Origin of the sequence: Moraxella sp. CTOTU48841, assembly GCF_032061225.1 — a bacterium.
GTDB lineage: Bacteria > Pseudomonadota > Gammaproteobacteria > Pseudomonadales > Moraxellaceae > Faucicola > Faucicola cinerea.
Genome location: NZ_DAMBFQ010000003.1, coordinates 69,934 through 85,846, shown reverse-complemented (window position 1 = coordinate 85,846; position 15,913 = coordinate 69,934). Strand labels below are relative to the sequence as shown.

14 protein-coding genes and 1 pseudogene are annotated in these 15,913 nt (G+C 47.2%); 1 reads left to right on the top strand and 14 read right to left on the bottom strand.

The window, feature by feature from the left end:
* Nucleotides 1-75: 75 nt before the first annotated feature.
* Nucleotides 76-1,491: a class II fumarate hydratase gene (fumC, locus tag RT034_RS04845; RefSeq protein WP_313014318.1), complete on the top strand. Its 1,416-nt coding sequence runs from the start codon at nt 76-78 to the stop codon at nt 1,489-1,491.
* A 173-nt stretch (nt 1,492-1,664) separates the two neighbouring features.
* Here fumC and urtE read toward each other — a convergent pair whose 3' ends face one another.
* The 14 genes and pseudogenes from urtE to RT034_RS04775 all read right to left on the bottom strand — a co-directional run bounded on the left by urtE (nt 1,665) and on the right by RT034_RS04775 (nt 15,859).
* Nucleotides 1,665-2,363 (bottom strand): urea ABC transporter ATP-binding subunit UrtE, encoded by a 699-nt coding sequence (gene urtE, locus RT034_RS04840; protein ID WP_050325608.1) that lies wholly within the window; start codon nt 2,361-2,363, stop codon nt 1,665-1,667.
* Nucleotides 2,364-2,372: 9 nt separating this feature from the next.
* The gene (gene urtD / locus RT034_RS04835) at nt 2,373-3,191 is read right to left on the bottom strand and encodes an urea ABC transporter ATP-binding protein UrtD (protein ID WP_313014313.1); all 819 of its coding nucleotides are present in this window, start codon (nt 3,189-3,191) and stop codon (nt 2,373-2,375) included.
* 205 nt (nt 3,192-3,396) lie between these two features.
* A pseudogene (urtC, locus tag RT034_RS04830) lies at nt 3,397-4,443 on the bottom strand (urea ABC transporter permease subunit UrtC); the annotation flags it as partial.
* Between the two features lie 18 nt (nt 4,444-4,461).
* Nucleotides 4,462-6,099 carry an urea ABC transporter permease subunit UrtB gene (gene urtB, locus RT034_RS04825; RefSeq protein ID WP_409566312.1) on the bottom strand — a complete coding sequence of 546 codons (1,638 nt, stop codon included), beginning with the start codon at nt 6,097-6,099 and terminating at the stop codon, nt 4,462-4,464.
* A 310-nt stretch (nt 6,100-6,409) separates the two neighbouring features.
* A complete protein-coding gene (gene urtA / locus RT034_RS04820) occupies nt 6,410-7,663 on the bottom strand; it encodes an urea ABC transporter substrate-binding protein (RefSeq protein ID WP_060996033.1) in 1,254 nt (417 codons plus the stop codon).
* 571 nt (nt 7,664-8,234) lie between these two features.
* A complete protein-coding gene (locus RT034_RS04815) occupies nt 8,235-8,891 on the bottom strand; it encodes a HupE/UreJ family protein (RefSeq protein WP_313014310.1) in 657 nt (218 codons plus the stop codon).
* A gap of 27 nt (nt 8,892-8,918) precedes the next feature.
* Complete coding sequence (gene ureG, locus RT034_RS04810; RefSeq protein ID WP_051500567.1) at nt 8,919-9,620, bottom strand: urease accessory protein UreG; 702 nt, start codon at nt 9,618-9,620, stop codon at nt 8,919-8,921.
* A gap of 36 nt (nt 9,621-9,656) precedes the next feature.
* Nucleotides 9,657-10,493: an urease accessory protein UreF gene (locus tag RT034_RS04805; RefSeq protein ID WP_313014305.1), complete on the bottom strand. Its 837-nt coding sequence runs from the start codon at nt 10,491-10,493 to the stop codon at nt 9,657-9,659.
* Nucleotides 10,490-11,059, bottom strand: a complete 570-nt coding sequence (ureE, locus tag RT034_RS04800) for an urease accessory protein UreE (protein ID WP_313014302.1) — start codon at nt 11,057-11,059, stop codon at nt 10,490-10,492. The genes RT034_RS04805 and ureE overlap by 4 nt, the downstream gene beginning before the upstream one ends.
* Entirely contained in the window at nt 11,046-11,273 is a 228-nt protein-coding gene (locus RT034_RS04795) for a hypothetical protein (RefSeq protein WP_313014297.1), read from the bottom strand. Before RT034_RS04795 ends, ureE begins: the two co-directional genes overlap by 14 nt.
* 57 nt (nt 11,274-11,330) lie before the next feature.
* Nucleotides 11,331-13,436, bottom strand: coding sequence for an urease subunit alpha (ureC, locus tag RT034_RS04790; RefSeq protein WP_313014294.1), 2,106 nt, complete (start codon nt 13,434-13,436; stop codon nt 11,331-11,333).
* Nucleotides 13,437-13,460: 24 nt separating this feature from the next.
* Nucleotides 13,461-13,763 (bottom strand): urease subunit gamma, encoded by a 303-nt coding sequence (locus tag RT034_RS04785; protein WP_313014292.1) that lies wholly within the window; start codon nt 13,761-13,763, stop codon nt 13,461-13,463.
* Nucleotides 13,764-13,813: 50 nt separating this feature from the next.
* Nucleotides 13,814-14,767, bottom strand: coding sequence for an urease accessory protein UreD (locus RT034_RS04780; RefSeq protein ID WP_313014289.1), 954 nt, complete (start codon nt 14,765-14,767; stop codon nt 13,814-13,816).
* Nucleotides 14,768-14,896: 129 nt separating this feature from the next.
* Entirely contained in the window at nt 14,897-15,859 is a 963-nt protein-coding gene (locus RT034_RS04775) for a DMT family transporter (RefSeq protein ID WP_313014287.1), read from the bottom strand.
* Nucleotides 15,860-15,913 lie beyond the last annotated feature (54 nt).

Here is a 15,913-nt window from a genome sequence, read left to right as displayed (position 1 = left end):
TTGGTGCATAAGTGGCGATAACCAGCCACTTTGATAATGAGAGAATCAAAAAATTCACTAAAAAAGAGAACAATAATGACAACCGACAACCAAACCGATACCCAGCAATTTCGCAGCGAAAAAGACACCATGGGCGCCGTCAACGTCCCTATAGATGCTTACTGGGGCGCGCAAACCGAGCGCAGCCGCAATAACTTTAAAATCGGTGGCGAAACCTTACCACAGCCGCTGATTGAAGCCATGGCACTGGTCAAAAAAGCCGCCGCCATCACCAATGCCAAATTAGGGCGTATCAGCGATGACAAACGTGACCTTATCGTGCAGGCCGCCGATGAAATCATCAACGGGGCACTGCGTGACCAATTTCCTTTGGTGGTTTGGCAGACAGGCTCTGGCACCCAGTCAAACATGAATATGAATGAAGTGATTGCCAACCGCGCCAATGAACTTGTCGGTCAAGGCAAAGGTAGTTATCAGCCGATTCATCCCAATGACGATGTCAATCATGCCCAATCTACCAATGACAGCTTTCCCACCGCGATTCGGGTAGCGGCGGCGCGTCAGATTACCTATCTGCTTATCCCTGCGGTGCAAAAACTGCGTGATACCTTAGCAAGCAAAGCCGAGCAGTTTGCTGGCATTGTAAAAATCGGACGTACCCATCTGCAAGACGCCACCCCTTTGACGCTAGGACAAGAGTTTAGCGGCTATGTCAGTCAGTTAGATCATGCGCTCATTCGTCTGAATGCCGCGCTACAAGGTCTGTATGAACTGCCTTTAGGCGGTACGGCAGTCGGTACAGGACTCAATGCGCACCCTGACTATGCCGAGCAGGTCGCGCAAACCCTAGCTGCGTTGACTGATGTGCCTTTTGTCACCGCGCCCAATAAATTTGAAGCGTTAGCAGCCAGAGACGCTGAAGTTTTTGCTTCAGGTGCCCTAAAAACCTTGGCAGCGAGCCTCAATAAAATTGCCAATGATGTACGCTGGCTGGCTTCTGGTCCTAGATGTGGGATAGGTGAGCTTAGAATCCCTGAAAATGAGCCAGGCTCCTCCATCATGCCAGGTAAAGTCAATCCAACCCAGTCTGAAGCCATGACAATGGTCGTCGCGCAAGTGATGGGTAACGATGTCACCATCAATATGGCGGGGGCTTCGGGTAATTTTGAACTCAATGTGTTTATGCCAGTCATCGGCTACAACCTGCTGCAATCGATTCGCTTACTGGCCGATACTTGTGACAGCTTCAATGACCATTGCGCGATAGGTATCGAGCCTGTGACAGAAAAAATTGATTATTTCCTACATAACTCGTTGATGTTAGTCACCGCGCTCAATCGCCATGTCGGCTATGAAAATGCAGCAAAAATTGCCAAAACTGCTTATAAAGAAAATAAAACCTTAAAACAAGTTGCCGTTGAACTGGGTTTATTGACTGACGCCCAATTTGATGAGTGGGTCAAACCTAAAGCCATGATTAGTCCAAAGTGATTAATCAAAAGTAACTAATCAAAAATGATTAGTCCAAAGTGATATAAGCGTTAATGGGGCGTAATCCCCATTTTTTGATGAATCAATTTTGATAAATCAATTTTTATCAGCAAATTTTTAGCCAGATGACAGCCATCTGGCTAAAAGCTAACTCACGTATCGTTGGCTATTTACTAAATCGCCACTAGCTCTCTGATGCCTTTTTCTGGCATATCACCGCCCATGCCTTGGGCAATGACTTGCCCCCGTGCCATAACCGTATAGTTGTCGGCAAGTTCTTCGGCAAAGTCATAAAACTGCTCGACCAAAATAATCGCCATATCGCCTTGGTCAGCCAAGCGACGAATCACCCGTCCGATATCTTTGATAATCGATGGCTGAATCCCTTCGGTCGGCTCGTCCAAAATCAGCACCCGTGGCTCAGAGGCCAAGGCCCTTGCTATCGCTAGTTGTTGTTGTTGACCGCCTGACAAGTCACCGCCCCGGCGCTGGCTCATTTCATCGAGCACAGGAAAAATCTCGTACAAATGGTTTGGGACTTTTTTGGCTTTGCTGCCTTTAAACTTTGCCATGCCAATCAAGATATTTTCTTCTACGGTTAAGGTTGAAAAAATATCTCGCCCCTGTGGCACATACGCCATGCCTGCGCGCACGCGGTTTTCGGGCGATAATTTGCTGATGTCTTTGCCATCGAGCAAAATTTGACCCGATTTAATCGGTAAAACCCCCATCAGGCACTTTAACAGTGTGGTTTTACCCACGCCATTGCGACCGAGTACCACAGAACACTCACCCACAGGTGCGGTCAAACTGACATCGCGCAGAATATGACTACCGCCATAATATTGATTGATTGTGTTTACTTCTAACATCGCTATCCCCTATCGCCCTAGATATTTTTCGATGACATCGTCGTTGGCTTGTACTTCAGCAAGCGTTCCTTCTGCCAAAATCGCCCCTTGTGCCAATACCGTCACTTGCTCACTGATGGTGTCAATAAAGCTCATGTCATGCTCAACCACCACCAAGGTATGGTCTTTTTTGAGCTCCAAACATAGCTCAGCGGTGCGTTCGGTTTCGGCATCGGTCATGCCTGCGACTGGCTCATCGAGCAAAATCAGCTTGGGGCGCTGCATCAGTAGCATCCCAATCTCCAGCCATTGTTTTTGCCCGTGCGACAACAATCCAGCAGGTTTATTGACAAACTCGCCCAAGCGAATCGTCGCTAAAGTCTGATCAAGGGCATTTTGGGCATCTGGGTCAAGTTTGCTAAACAGGCTTTTTTTGACCCGCTTATCTTTGGGTGCGGCAAGCAATAGGTTTTCCATGACGGTAAAATTTTCAAACACCGTGGGTTTTTGAAATTTTCGCCCAATGCCAGCTTCGGCAATTTGCTCGGTGGTCATGCTGGCAAGATTGTGGGTTTGTCCAAAATATACTGACCCTTCCGTGGGGCGAGTTTTACCGGTAATCACGTCCATCAGCGTGGTTTTACCCGCACCGTTAGGTCCGATAATACAACGCAGCTCGCCTTCTTTGATGTACAAAGATAAGCTGTTTAAGGCGCGAAATTTATCAAACCACACGCTGACATCTTCCATATATAGGGCAATGCCTTTGCTAAAATCCGCTTCTTGTGACTTTAGCCGTCCGTAGTTGGTCTCAGCAAAGTCATTGATATTATTATCATTTGTATTCATAACAGACTCTTTGATGTGTTATTAATGGGGTATTAGTCATCAGGTATAATCAAACTAACTACTGGGTTGCAGGCGGTCAGCATGACGCTGCCGCCCCTGAAGCCCCTGCCGCCTAAGATTCTTTTTTTGCTTCTATGTTTATTTCTTGGTTTGTTTCCATATTTTTTACGCTTGGCTCGACCGTTTTTTTGCCATGCGTGATGTTGTCCAATAGACCAATAATGCCTTTGGGTAAAAACAAGGTGACGACCACAAACAACCCGCCCAAAATCAATAGCCAAGCTTCGGGATATGCCACGGTAAAGTAAGTTTTCACCGCATTTACCACACCTGCGCCCAATATCGCCCCAATCAGCGTGCCGCGTCCACCTGTGGCGACCCAGACCGCCATTTCAATCGAGTTGACAGGGTTCATCTCACTGGGGTTGATAATGCCCACTTGTGGCACATACAACGCGCCAGCAATCCCTGCGATAATCGCCGATAACACCCACGCAGATAGCTTGTACCATAGGGTACGGTAGCCAAGGTATTGCAAACGGTTTTCGCTATCACGCACGGCGCCCAATACGCGACCATACGGCTTGTGCATCAAATAACGTAAGCCAAGGTAGGCAAGCATCAGCACGAATGCCGTGGCAAAACATAGCAAGGTGCGCGTCATGGGAGCAGCAATGTCCATGCCCAAGATGGTTTTAAACCCGGTAAAACCGTTGTTACCGCCAAACCCAGTTTCGTTACGGAAAAATAGGAGTGATGCGGCAAACACCATGGCTTGGGTGATAATCGAGAAATACACGTCTTTGATTTTTGAGCGAAAGGCAAAAAACCCAAATATAAAAGCCACCACTGCCGGCACCAGCACCACCAATATCGCCGCCCAAGCAAAGTTGTCTGTGCCTGCCCAAAACCAAGGCATTTTATCCCAGCTCAAAAACCGCATAAACTCCGGCAAGCTGTTGCCTGATGCTTGGCGCATCAGATACATACCCATCGCATATCCACCAAGGGCAAAGTACAAGCCATGCCCAAGGCTCAAAATCCCCGCATAGCCCCATACCAAATCCAGTGCCAAAGCAACCATCGCCAGACACATGATTTTGCCAATCAAAGTGACCCAATAAGCGGATAAATGCAGCGCCGAATCAGCAGGCAGCAAATGCAACCAAGGCAACACCATCAACACCGCAAAACAGCCCATAATTGCCAAGCGACTCACTGGTTTATCTGCAAATAATTGTAAAATACGCATTTTTTAACTCTCCAATGATTACTCGACAAAGCGACCTTTAAGGGCAAACAGACCTTGTGGGCGTTTTTGGATAAATAGCACCACCAGCACCAACAAAATAATTTTGGCAATCACCGCACCCATGCCAATCTCAAGCACGGTGCCACTCACGCCTAGACCCAAGGCGGCCAATACTGCCCCCCAAATTTGACCGACACCGCCGACCACCACCACCAAGAAAGCATCGATGATGTAGTTTTGCCCCAAATCAGGACCGACGTTGCCCACTTGCGCCAAAGCACAGCCTGCCAAACCTGCCAAGCCAGAGCCAAGCCCAAACGCCATCATATCGACACGCGCCGAGCGAATACCCACCGCACGCGCCATTTGCCGGTTTTGGGTCACAGCACGTACAAACAGACCAAAGCGGGTGTATTTGAGTAAAAACACCAGTAATGACAGTACGATAATGGTAAAACCGATAATCGCAATACGGTTGTATGGCAACATCAAGCTTGGGGTCAAAGCGACAGCGCCGCTTAGCCATGAAATATTGGAGACCTCGACGTTTTGTGCCCCAAAAATCATGCGAACTAACTGCATCAGAATCAAACTCACGCCAAACGTGGCAAGCAAGGTTTCTAGCTGTCTGCCATATAATGGACGTATCACCACCCGCTCAATAATCATGCCAATGACGGCGCTCACCAAAAACGCCAGCGGAATCGCGGCAAGCATGTACCAATCGACATAGCCTGCCAAATGGCTTTTAAAAAAACTTTGCACCACATAGGTGGTATAGGCACCAATCATAATGAGCTCACCATGCGCCATGTTAATGACACCCAATAGACCGTAAGTGATAGCAAGTCCCAATGCCGCTAACAACAAAATACTGGCGGTGCTGAAGCCAGAAAACACGTGTCCTGTCCACTCACTGGCTTTGATACGCGATTTGACTTTGTCTTGGGTTGTTTGTAAGGCTTGTTTGAGCTCAGGGGAATGGCTGGTTTGTTTTGCCATCGCTTCGATATCGGCTAACACATCGGGACTGTTACTGGATGCCAAGGTTTTTAATGCCGCAATCTGGGTCATCTCATCGCCCGATTGCAAATCCATACGCGCTTGCAGTTGCGCCAATGCTGCTTTTACCGTACTGTCTTTTTCATTGGCATAAATATCGGCAACGGTTTTTTTATCGAGCGTGGCGATATTGTCAGCTAGGATATCCACCGCTTTAAGACGCTCGCTGGCATCGTCGGATTTGAGTTTGGCTTTGGTTTGCCCTAAGGTCAACGCCGAACGCAGCGCGTTATTGAGCGTGACTTGGTTTAGGTCGCTTGGCCAATTGCTTACCAAGGTATGCGCAGGATAACTGTAGAGTTGGTCGGTGTTTTCTAGGGTATAGACATTGCCGGCATCATCACGGTACAGCTCGTCTTTGTTAATCAGTTCGACCAGTTTGTCATAAGATTGGCTGGTGCCTGTCCAGTTGTTGAGCATGGCTTGACGCCCCGCAAAATCGGCGGCTACGAATTTTTGAATATCATCGCCTGCGCTGGCTGTAGTGCTTGTGGCTGCGCTAGTTGGCGCTGCTGTGGTTACTGTAGGGGTTATCGTAGTGGTCGAAGCGGTACTTGCCTGTGCATTACTCACGCTTGGCAATGCAATGCCCATCGTGGTCGCTAGCGACATGCCGAGCACAATTTTTTTACTTTTTTGCAAAAACTGCCCGAGAGAATGATTACCATTGAGCATGATGGTCGCTCCTTAGTTTGTATGATTAGTCTTTATGATTAGTCCATCTGTTTGGTGGGGTGACGGATCAATGTTTAAATCAATAAAAGGTGAAATCGTAAAATTTTGGCAAAAAAATAAGCCATACCAGCTGGGGTATTGATGCGCGGTATGGCTGTCACAACATCGATTGCTAACTTCATTCAAGCTTATTGGAAAGGCTTATTTTGGGATGCTTATTTTGGAATACTTATTTTGGGATATAAGGACTCCAAGGTTCCGCTTTAATGGCATCTTTGGTTTTGTAAACCACATCAAACTGACCATCGGCACGGATTTGCCCAATCATCACAGGTTTGTGTAAGTGGTGATTTTCGGCATCCATGGTTAGCGTGTAGCCCGATGGCGCGGCAAAGCTTTGACCTGCCATGGCAGCACGGACTTTATCCACGTCGGTGGAGCCCGCTTTTTCAACCGCTTGCTTCCACATATTGATACCCACATAGGTGGCTTCCATGGGGTCATTGGTCACTACTTTATCGGCATTTGGTAGTTTGTGGTCAATGGCGTATTTTTTATAAGCATTCACAAACTTGATGTTTACAGGGTTTTTGACCGATTCAAAGTAGTTCCATGCTGCCAAGTGTCCGACTAATGGGGTGGTGTCGATACCGCGAAGTTCTTCTTCGCCCACAGAGAACGCCATCACAGGAATATCCGCCGCTTTGATGCCTTGGTTACCAAGCTCACGGTAGAAGGGGACGTTTGAGTCACCATTGATGGTGGAGATAACGGCGGTCTTTTTACCCGCTGAGAATTTTTTGATATTACCCACGATGGTTTGGTAGTTGTTAAAGCCAAATGGGGTATATTCTTCCATAATGTCGCTATCTGCCACGCCTTTAGACTTTAAGAACGCCCGTAAAATCTTATTGGTGGTACGGGGGTACACATAGTCAGTACCCAATAGCACAAAGCGTTTGGCACCGCCGCCTTCTGGTGACATCAAGTATTCAACTGCAGGAATGGCTTGTTGGTTGGGCGCGGCGCCAGTATAAAAGATGTTTTTGGACTGCTCTTGTCCTTCGTACTGCACAGGGTAGAATAATAAGCCGTTTAATTCTTCAACCACAGGCAACACAGATTTACGAGAAACCGATGTCCAGCAACCAAAGATAACCGCAACTTTGTCTTGTGTCAGCAGCTGGCGCGTTTTTTCGGCGAACAATGGCCAGTCTGACGCAGGGTCGACAACCACAGGCTCAAGTTTTTTGCCCATCACCCCACCTTTGGCATTGATTTCGTCAATCGCCATCAACGCGGTGTCTTTGAGCGATGTTTCAGAGATTGCCATGGTACCTGAGAGTGAATGCAAGATACCCACTTTGATGGTATCACCATTGCTAGGGGCAGGTGCACTACCGGTGGCAGCAGTGGTTGACGTGCCACTGGCTGGTTTGGCATCACTTGATGATTGCGGTTTTGAACAACCTGTCAACATCATACTGCCCGTTACCGCTAGGGCAACCAAGGATCTGCCAAATGCACGACGGCTTAATTGACGCTCAGTCGTGGTTAGCTCGGTGGTTTTTTTGTCTAACATGTGTCACTCCTAAAATAGTTGGATTGCCGTTTTAAGGTAGAGCGTAACGGATAGGCTTTGGCTATCGGTTGCTGGTTGTCTTAACTGACTATAGTGACAATTCAATTAGTGTGCCAATCTGCATATTTAAAGCTATTTTTGAAAATTTTTTCAATTAAATCAAAAGGTTGAATTGGTATAGTTGAAAAAATTTATTTTAAACAATCACCCATTGGCTAAATGCTGCTCCTGGGTAAAAAATGGGCAAACTTTGGCGACCTTAGCGATTTCACCAATCTGATGAACTGTAATGGTTTTTTGCACTATTACCATTCATCTGGCATTTATCTGGCATTGCTCTAGCATTCACCTAGCATTGATTGATGCTAAACAACGCTTTATCGACAATGTCTTTATGACATTATCCAATTTATTGCATAAAAAAAGTGCAAGCCCGACAGCTTGCACTTTTTATCAAAAATGTTGTTAATCGCTAGTTAGCCAATACCAGTGCCATGCCCAATGCCGCCATGATTGAAGGTAGCCAAGACAACTTGGGATGCGCATGAGCTTGTGCTTTTACCCAATTCATCACCCCTGCACCCACAGCAAACAAGGCAGACATCGCGGTTATCATGCCTAAGCCAAACCCTTGACTCACGCTACTGACTGGCATCTCCACGGCATGCGCCATACCATGAAATAGCGTCAAACCAAATAAGCTGATCGCCATCATGAGCGAAAAGCTTTTCTGATTGGCTTGTGCTATCTTGGTGCGCTGCGCCAAAACTGCGACCGCTGTCAACACCACCGATAGCAAAATCGCACCTTCAATAATCGATGAGCCAATCGCCACATGAGCTAGTTGCACCAAAGCAAATCCTAACAATAAGCTTGTCACCAACAAGCCCAAACCCAGTTTTTTGTAACGGGCAAACACCATGCCCATGCCAACTGCAAGCACCACGTGGTCAAGACCCGAGATAGGATGCATGAGCCCTGCGGTGACGGCAGCCATTAAATCCACCGAACTTGCACCTACATGATGGGTTAAACCATGACCGACATGCGCTACTGCCACACTTGAAAGACTAAAAAGCGCGGTTGCCAACGCCGTTTTTTGGGTTGTTTTTTGGGTTAAAGTTTTCATTATGTCTCCTTGATTTTATCGCATTTGTTACATATTTTCGCTTGAGCTTGGTAAATGTTGTACCGGCTGTGACGGAATCTCTAGCGCTCTTAGCATGCCCTGTTGTTGGATAAATTTGATAATGTCATCCAAACCGTCTTGAGTTTTCATGTTGCTAAACACAAACGGCTTATCGCCGCGCATTTTTTTGGCGTCTTTGTCCATAATCGACAAATCCGCGCCCACGAGTGGCGCAAGGTCGGTTTTATTGATAATGAGCAAATCTGATTTGGTAATCCCGGGTCCACCTTTGCGGGGGATTTTGTCGCCTGCACTCACATCAATCACATAAATAGTCAAATCCGACAACTCTGGGCTAAAAGTCGCCGCCAAGTTATCACCGCCCGACTCAATGATAATCAGCTCAAGACCGTCAAAGCGGTTTTGCAAGGTGGCCACGGCATTAAGATTAATCGACGCATCTTCACGAATCGCCGTGTGCGGACAGCCGCCCGTTTCCACGCCAATAATCCGCTCAGCGGGCATGGCATCGTGGCGGGTCAAAAACTCCGAATCTTCTTTGGTATAAATATCGTTGGTAATCACCGCCATGTTGTACACGTCTTTGAGACGGCGACACAGACTCAAGGTCAAAGCGGTTTTGCCAGAGCCAACAGGCCCGCCAATGCCAAGGCGTAACGGGGATAAGCGAGGCTCTTGGGTTGGGGTTTTTTGGGTAAAGCCAGTCATGGGGTTTCCTTGTGAGTAGTATTAAAAACAGGGGTTTTAGGAACGAAAGAGACGACTATATTGTTGTTCATGATGACAGGACAATTCTGCCAACGACGGTACAGACGCTGATAGTTGCAAGTGGTTGATTAAAATCAGTAATGTTTGGGCATGCTGCTGTGCTTGTAAAAATTGTGGCGCAATGTCTTGTAGCTTACCCACAACCGCTTGCCGATGATTGATGGCTGTTAATGCCGTTTTGACTTTGCTGGCTTGCGTTTGGCAAAGCTTGGCAATCGGTTCATCCATCACTTGCCCCAATTGCCAAATAATACGTTGCCCCGCCATTTGTCCCAGCGGCAAGGTTTTGACAATCGCTAAGGTCAGATTTTCCATTTGAGCAAACGCATAGGTCGTCAGGCTATCGGCTATCGGCAGTTGCCAAAAATACGCCAAGCGAGCGAATAACGGTAAATAGCCTTGCGCTATCCAATCTTGTGGCATCGCAAGGTCGAGCACGCCATCGAGCCAGGCACAAAATGCCTGCGCCAATTGTTGACTCTCTAATAAAAACTCATGGCTATCACGGCTTGCCCCATAAAAATTGGCTAGACTATCCACCAAGCTGTGGTGAGTTGTTTGCGCTGACAGCTGCATCATACTTGCCATCAGCGGCAGTTCAAAATTGAGTAAAACCTCTTGTTGATACGCCTGCAAAAACGCCAAACTACTGGCTTCATCATGGATAAAACCTTGCTCAATGGCAGACTCCACGCCTTGGGAATAGGTATAACTACCAATCGGCAAATTGCTCGACGCCAGCATCATCAGCTTAAGCAATTGTTGTGGCGGCGCCGTCTGTGTAAGGTGCGATGTTGTTGTCATCGTTTTCATGAAAAAAACGTGGCTTTAGTTAAATCGCCGATGATTGCACTTTGCGTGTCTGATGCATGGCTTAACCGATTATCATGCCCATGTGAATGCCCGCCATGCCCATATGCCCCTGTTTCGGGTTCAAAAGCGTGTTCCACTTCGCTCACGGTTAAGCCCAACTTCACCAGCATATCGGCAAGCACATAATCGGGCTCAAAATACAGGGCGTAATCATTGTCATGCTGAACCAACATCAAAGGTACATGACGATTGCCCAAATGGTACGCCCCGCGCATCAGTTCAAAAGCATTGTCAGCGGTGACTTTGGTGAGGGTTTGTGGTTTGGCAAAAATTTGTATGATGTCGCCTGACGCATTTTGTACCACATCACCGTCTTTGAGCGTACCTGTGCGTGGTAGGTCGATACCGACCGCTTCACCATTTTGCAGGGTTGCACGAAAGCGTGACCGCTGGCGCGTGTCAAAGTCGATTTGTAGATAATTTCCTTTTTCTTTTTGATGCTTTAATTTTTCAATCTGATTTTGGGTTAAATCTGATGGATTGATTCGCTTGTTATAAATTTCCATTGTTACTCTTTTCTAATTTCTCTAGATACTCAGAAATGTTGCCATTCCAACCACACTTTTGACAACGACCATTTTTTAATTCATGCACGCACTTTTCATACCCATAAAGTTGATGTGAACCGTTAGGACATAAATTTGACATCGGTGAAACTTGTTCAAAAAATTCACTACCGCATTCATCGCAAGTTTTGATAGTTATATTTTGTTTTACCATACATTTAATGCCTAACTTTGCATTGGGAATATGCGATACGCCTCTACATTCAAATGGTTAAAATAAGAAATACCGCTGTGCCATTGGCAACACAGCTGACGGCTCACAAGTGAGCAGCTGACCATCCGCCCGCACTTCATAGGTTTCTGGGTTAATCGACATCTCGGGGCAATAGCTATTAAACCGCATATCTTTTTTGCGAATGTTACGAATCCCCTGCACAGGGCGAATCACTTTTTGCAAGCCGAGCTTGTGTTGGATATTGTTGTCAAAGGCAATTTTGGATACAAAGGTGATACTGGTTTGGTGGGTGGCTTTGCCAAGGCTTGCGAACATCGGACGATAATGCACCGGCTGCGGGGTTGGAATGGAGGCATTGATATCGCCCATCGGATAAGCGGCGATGCTACCACCTTTTAAAATCGTGTCAGGTTTGACCCCAAAGAATTTGGGTGACCATAGCACCAAATCCGCCCATTTACCGACTTCTACCGAACCGACTTCCTCGGCAATTCCGTGGGTAATGGCAGGATTAATGGTGTATTTGGCGATATAGCGTTTGATGCGAAAATTGTCATTTTCTGTCACTGTATCTTCGGTCACTGGGTCGACGTCATGAAGCTCAATGTTAGACGCATTTTGGCTCACTGTATCGGGCGCTAAAAATCCGCGTTGGCGTTTCATTTTATCCGCCGTTTGCCAAGTGCGGATAATCACCTCGCCCACCCGTCCCATCGCTTGCGAGTCGCTACTCATCATGGAGATTGCCCCCAAATCGTGCAAAATATCTTCAGCGGCGATGGTTTCTTGACGGATACGGCTCTCAGCAAAGGCGATATCTTCGGCAATCGCAGGGCTCAAATGGTGACAGACCATCAGCATGTCGAGATGCTCATCGATGGTGTTGATGGTAAACGGACGCGTGGGGTTGGTCGAAGACGGTAATACATGCGGCTCGCCAATCGCCCGCAAAATATCAGGGGCGTGCCCGCCGCCTGCGCCTTCGGTGTGAAAGGTGTGAATACAGCGGTCTTTAAAGGCATTTAGCGTGCTTTCTAGATAGCCACTTTCGTTGAGCGTATCGGTATGAATCGCCACTTGCACATCATACTCTTCGGCAACGCTCAAGCAGTTATCAATCGCTTGCGGCGTGGTGCCCCAGTCTTCATGCAGTTTTAGCCCGACCACGCCCGCTTCGATTTGCTCGATAATCGGCTGCGGCAAGCTGACATTGCCTTTGCCTAGTAGCCCAATGTTCATGGGCATATCATCAAGGGCTTTGAGCATGGTTTCGATATGGTATTTGCCGTTGGTGCAGGTGGTGGCAAGCGTGCCTTGGGCAGGCCCTGAACCACCGCCAATCATGGTGGTTACCCCAGACATTAAGGCAACCTCCGCTTGCTGTGGCGCGATAAAGTGAATATGGGTGTCAATCCCGCCCGCGGTCAAAATTTTGCCTTCACCTGCAATAATCTCGGTGCTTGCGCCAATGGCGATGGTGACATTGGATTGAACATCGGGGTTGCCCGCCTTGCCAATCGCCCAAATTCGGCTGTCTTTTATTGCCACATCGGCTTTATAAATCCCGGTATAATCCAAAATAAGCGCGTTGGTAATCACGGTATCAGCCACCTCAGCAAATGGGAGCTGCCCTTGCCCCATGCCATCACGAATCACTTTTCCACCACCAAATTTGACCTCTTCACCATAGCTGGTAAAGTCTTTTTCCACTTCGAGCCACAGCTCGGTATCAGCAAGACGCAGTTTATCCCCCACGGTTAAGCCAAAATGCTCGGCATACATTTGGCGGGGTACGGATTTTTGTGATTTTGGTAAACTTGCGGTATCCACAGATGCGGTGGCTTGCCCCATCACCCGCCCAGCAAACCCAAAAATCGCCTTGTTGCCACCAAACTCGACCAGTTCAACTGATCGCGCTTGCCCGGGCTCAAAACGCACTGCTGTACCTGATAAGATATTTAAGCGAAACCCAAGCGCCTTGTCACGGTCAAACGCCAGTGCGTCATTGGCTTCGGCAAAATGATAGTGAGAGCCGATTTGAATCGGTCTGTCGCCGGTGTTTTTGACCAAAATAGTTTGGACGGCGCGCCCTTCATTAAGGATAATGGCTTGGTCTTTTAGCTTATATTCGCCAACTTTCATGGTTTACCCCTTATACTGTTTAAATTACACAATCGGTTGGTGAATAGTCACCAGTTTGGTACCATCGGGAAAGGTGGCTTCTACTTGTACATCGTCAATCATCTCGGCGATGCCATCCATCACATCCTCGCCCGTCAGCCACGTGCTGCCTTCTCCCATCAACTGTGCCACTGTTTTGCCCTCTCTTGCCCCTTCGAGTACCAACATACTGATATAGGCTATTGCTTCTGGATAGTTAAGTTTTAAGCCACGTTGTTTGCGGCGCTCGGCAACCAGTCCTGCGGTAAAAATGAGTAATTTATCTTTTTCGGCGGGGGTTAAATGCATGGGTTACTCCAATTATTTTTTTAGTGTTAAAAATTAGACCTTCACTGCCACTAGGTTGCCCAAATTCGGGGCAAATGACTGGCTTTTTGCCACATTAAAGTGCGAATTTCACCACGGACTGCACCAAAACTGTCAAAACATTGGCGAACGTCATCACCCAAATAGCGAATAATCATCACCTCCCCTGTTTGGGTGCAAGAGACAGGCAAGCTATGGTGGTCGATAAATAAACGTAATTGCTTGACCCATTCAATCAGCTGTTTTTGCGCATCAACGCTTGGCACAACCCATAAGCTAGCAAAGACGCTATGGTTATTTAGCCCCACGGGTGAGCCAAACCAATCGTGGTCAGCACAGTGATGTAAGGTATCAGCAAGCAGCAATTTGGGCTGCTCATCCACGCGCCAAAATAGATTTGATAACCGCATCTCGCCTGTACTATAGCGCTCGCCATAATGCTCTCGCCCTAACAGGTTAATTTCCCAAGCGATAACACTGGCAGCTGGGCTGATAAAAAACTGATTGGTGGCATGGGCAAAACTTGCGTTATAAAAACAGTTTTCTTGCGGTAGCCATTCAAAACGGCTGTCATCTTGCAGATAAACCGTGACATTTTGTACAGCATAACTATTTGAATTTTCTTGAGTTTCTTGGTTTTTTTTGGTTTCTTGGTTCTTTTTGGCTGATGGGCTATCATCGGTTTGCTTGTTAGGGGTGTAACTTGGTAAATTACCGTACCATTTGTTTGCCCCGGGCGTGGTAATCACGGCGTGGGCGTGATGTTTTACGCCAATGTCAATATCGAGCTTATCGCCTAAGGCGATGCCAGCGGGCGGATACAGCATGATGACATGACAAATACCTTGCTGCTCACCGCTTTCAGGATACAAGGCTTTTTGTACCCGCAAGGCGCCTTGGTGGTGGCGTTGTACCAAATTGGTGCGAGCATGCTCACCCGCATGTTGGGTGTCAAAAGCTAAGGTAAGGACTGAGTGCCAAGCCATATCTATCTAACTATATGAAAAATATATGGTTTTATAGAATGCAAGGGCTGTGCCACATTAGGATATTGAGCATTGATATCATCATTGTGAAGCCCAAATCAGGGATGTTTACACAGTGTTAGGCTATTATTAGACTTGAGTATCGACTTCTGTCAATTGCCGATGACGCTGCATGGGCAATTTGATAGAGTTTAGGAGGGTGGCTAAAAGGATTAATATCATCCCTAAGTACTGCATGCCATTGAGCGATTGGTGCAGTAATACGATCGACAATACAATCGCGGTAAACGGCTCAAACACGGTGAATACCGAAGCTTTGGTTGCAGGGAGTTTGTGCAAGGCTGACATATACAAGAAAAACGGAATAACGGTACCCACTAGGCTGAGCCCCATCACCCACAACCAAGTGATGGCAGGCATGGTGAAGGCTTTGGCATAGGTTTGATAGGTCATCGGTAGGAATAATAAAGCTAGGGCACTAATCACCACTGAGCTAAAAAACACCAAGGTCGGTGGATAGCGTTTGTGTAAGGCTTTTTTTCCTAAAATGCCATACAGTGAATAGCACACCCCAGACAATAGACCAAACACCATCCCCCAACTCAACGTAAAGTTCTCACTGAGCGTTGTCAATGCCACGCCCAATACCGCGATGCAAGCTAAGGTAAATGATTTTTTTGTTATCGGTTCTTTTAATAAAAAAAATGCCAATACCAAACTAAAAATCGGCGCCGTATACAGTAACGATACCGCAATGCCCGCCCCCACAAAATTGACCGCGATAAAATAGCAAACCGTCATGCCTAGCACGCCAATCAACGATTGCAAGCTCAACTGTAATATCTCGCCAAATGACAACTGCCTAATAGATGTCCACAACGATGGCAATAACATCAGTAGCATCATAGCAGCGGTCACCACTCTTAAAATGGCAATTTGCACACTATCAAAACCCAGTTGATGTAGATAAGTGGTAAAGATACCCAGCGTGCCCCAACAGATAGCCGCCGCAATGACTTGCAAGCCACCCATCGTCGCATGATTGCGCGTGTTAGGGGATTGGTTGGTAGCGAAAGCAGATTTACAAGTCACTGGCAATTCCTAAAAAATGGGGGATAAAAAAAGTGATTCTAGCAAACAAGGTTG

What these genes read in the sequence shown, in the direction of transcription:
- ureE (WP_313014302.1), bottom strand. Translation starts at nt 11,059, where the DNA reads ATGGAAATTTATAACAAGCGAATCAATCCATCAGATTTAACCCAAAAT.
- RT034_RS04785 (WP_313014292.1), bottom strand. Translation starts at nt 13,763, where the DNA reads ATGCATTTAACCCCCGCCGAAAAAGATAAATTACTCATTTTTACCGCA.
- urtB (WP_409566312.1), bottom strand. Translation starts at nt 6,099, where the DNA reads ATGGGCATTGCATTGCCAAGCGTGAGTAATGCACAGGCAAGTACCGCT.
- ureG (WP_051500567.1), bottom strand. Translation starts at nt 9,620, where the DNA reads ATGACTGGCTTTACCCAAAAAACCCCAACCCAAGAGCCTCGCTTATCC.
- fumC (WP_313014318.1), top strand. Translation starts at nt 76, where the DNA reads ATGACAACCGACAACCAAACCGATACCCAGCAATTTCGCAGCGAAAAA.
- urtA (WP_060996033.1), bottom strand. Translation starts at nt 7,663, where the DNA reads ATGATGTTGACAGGTTGTTCAAAACCGCAATCATCAAGTGATGCCAAA.
- ureC (WP_313014294.1), bottom strand. Translation starts at nt 13,436, where the DNA reads ATGAAAGTTGGCGAATATAAGCTAAAAGACCAAGCCATTATCCTTAAT.
- RT034_RS04780 (WP_313014289.1), bottom strand. Translation starts at nt 14,767, where the DNA reads ATGGCTTGGCACTCAGTCCTTACCTTAGCTTTTGACACCCAACATGCG.
- urtE (WP_050325608.1), bottom strand. Translation starts at nt 2,363, where the DNA reads ATGTTAGAAGTAAACACAATCAATCAATATTATGGCGGTAGTCATATT.
- RT034_RS04805 (WP_313014305.1), bottom strand. Translation starts at nt 10,493, where the DNA reads ATGAAAACGATGACAACAACATCGCACCTTACACAGACGGCGCCGCCA.
- urtD (WP_313014313.1), bottom strand. Translation starts at nt 3,191, where the DNA reads ATGAATACAAATGATAATAATATCAATGACTTTGCTGAGACCAACTAC.
- RT034_RS04815 (WP_313014310.1), bottom strand. Translation starts at nt 8,891, where the DNA reads ATGAAAACTTTAACCCAAAAAACAACCCAAAAAACGGCGTTGGCAACC.
- RT034_RS04795 (WP_313014297.1), bottom strand. Translation starts at nt 11,273, where the DNA reads ATGGTAAAACAAAATATAACTATCAAAACTTGCGATGAATGCGGTAGT.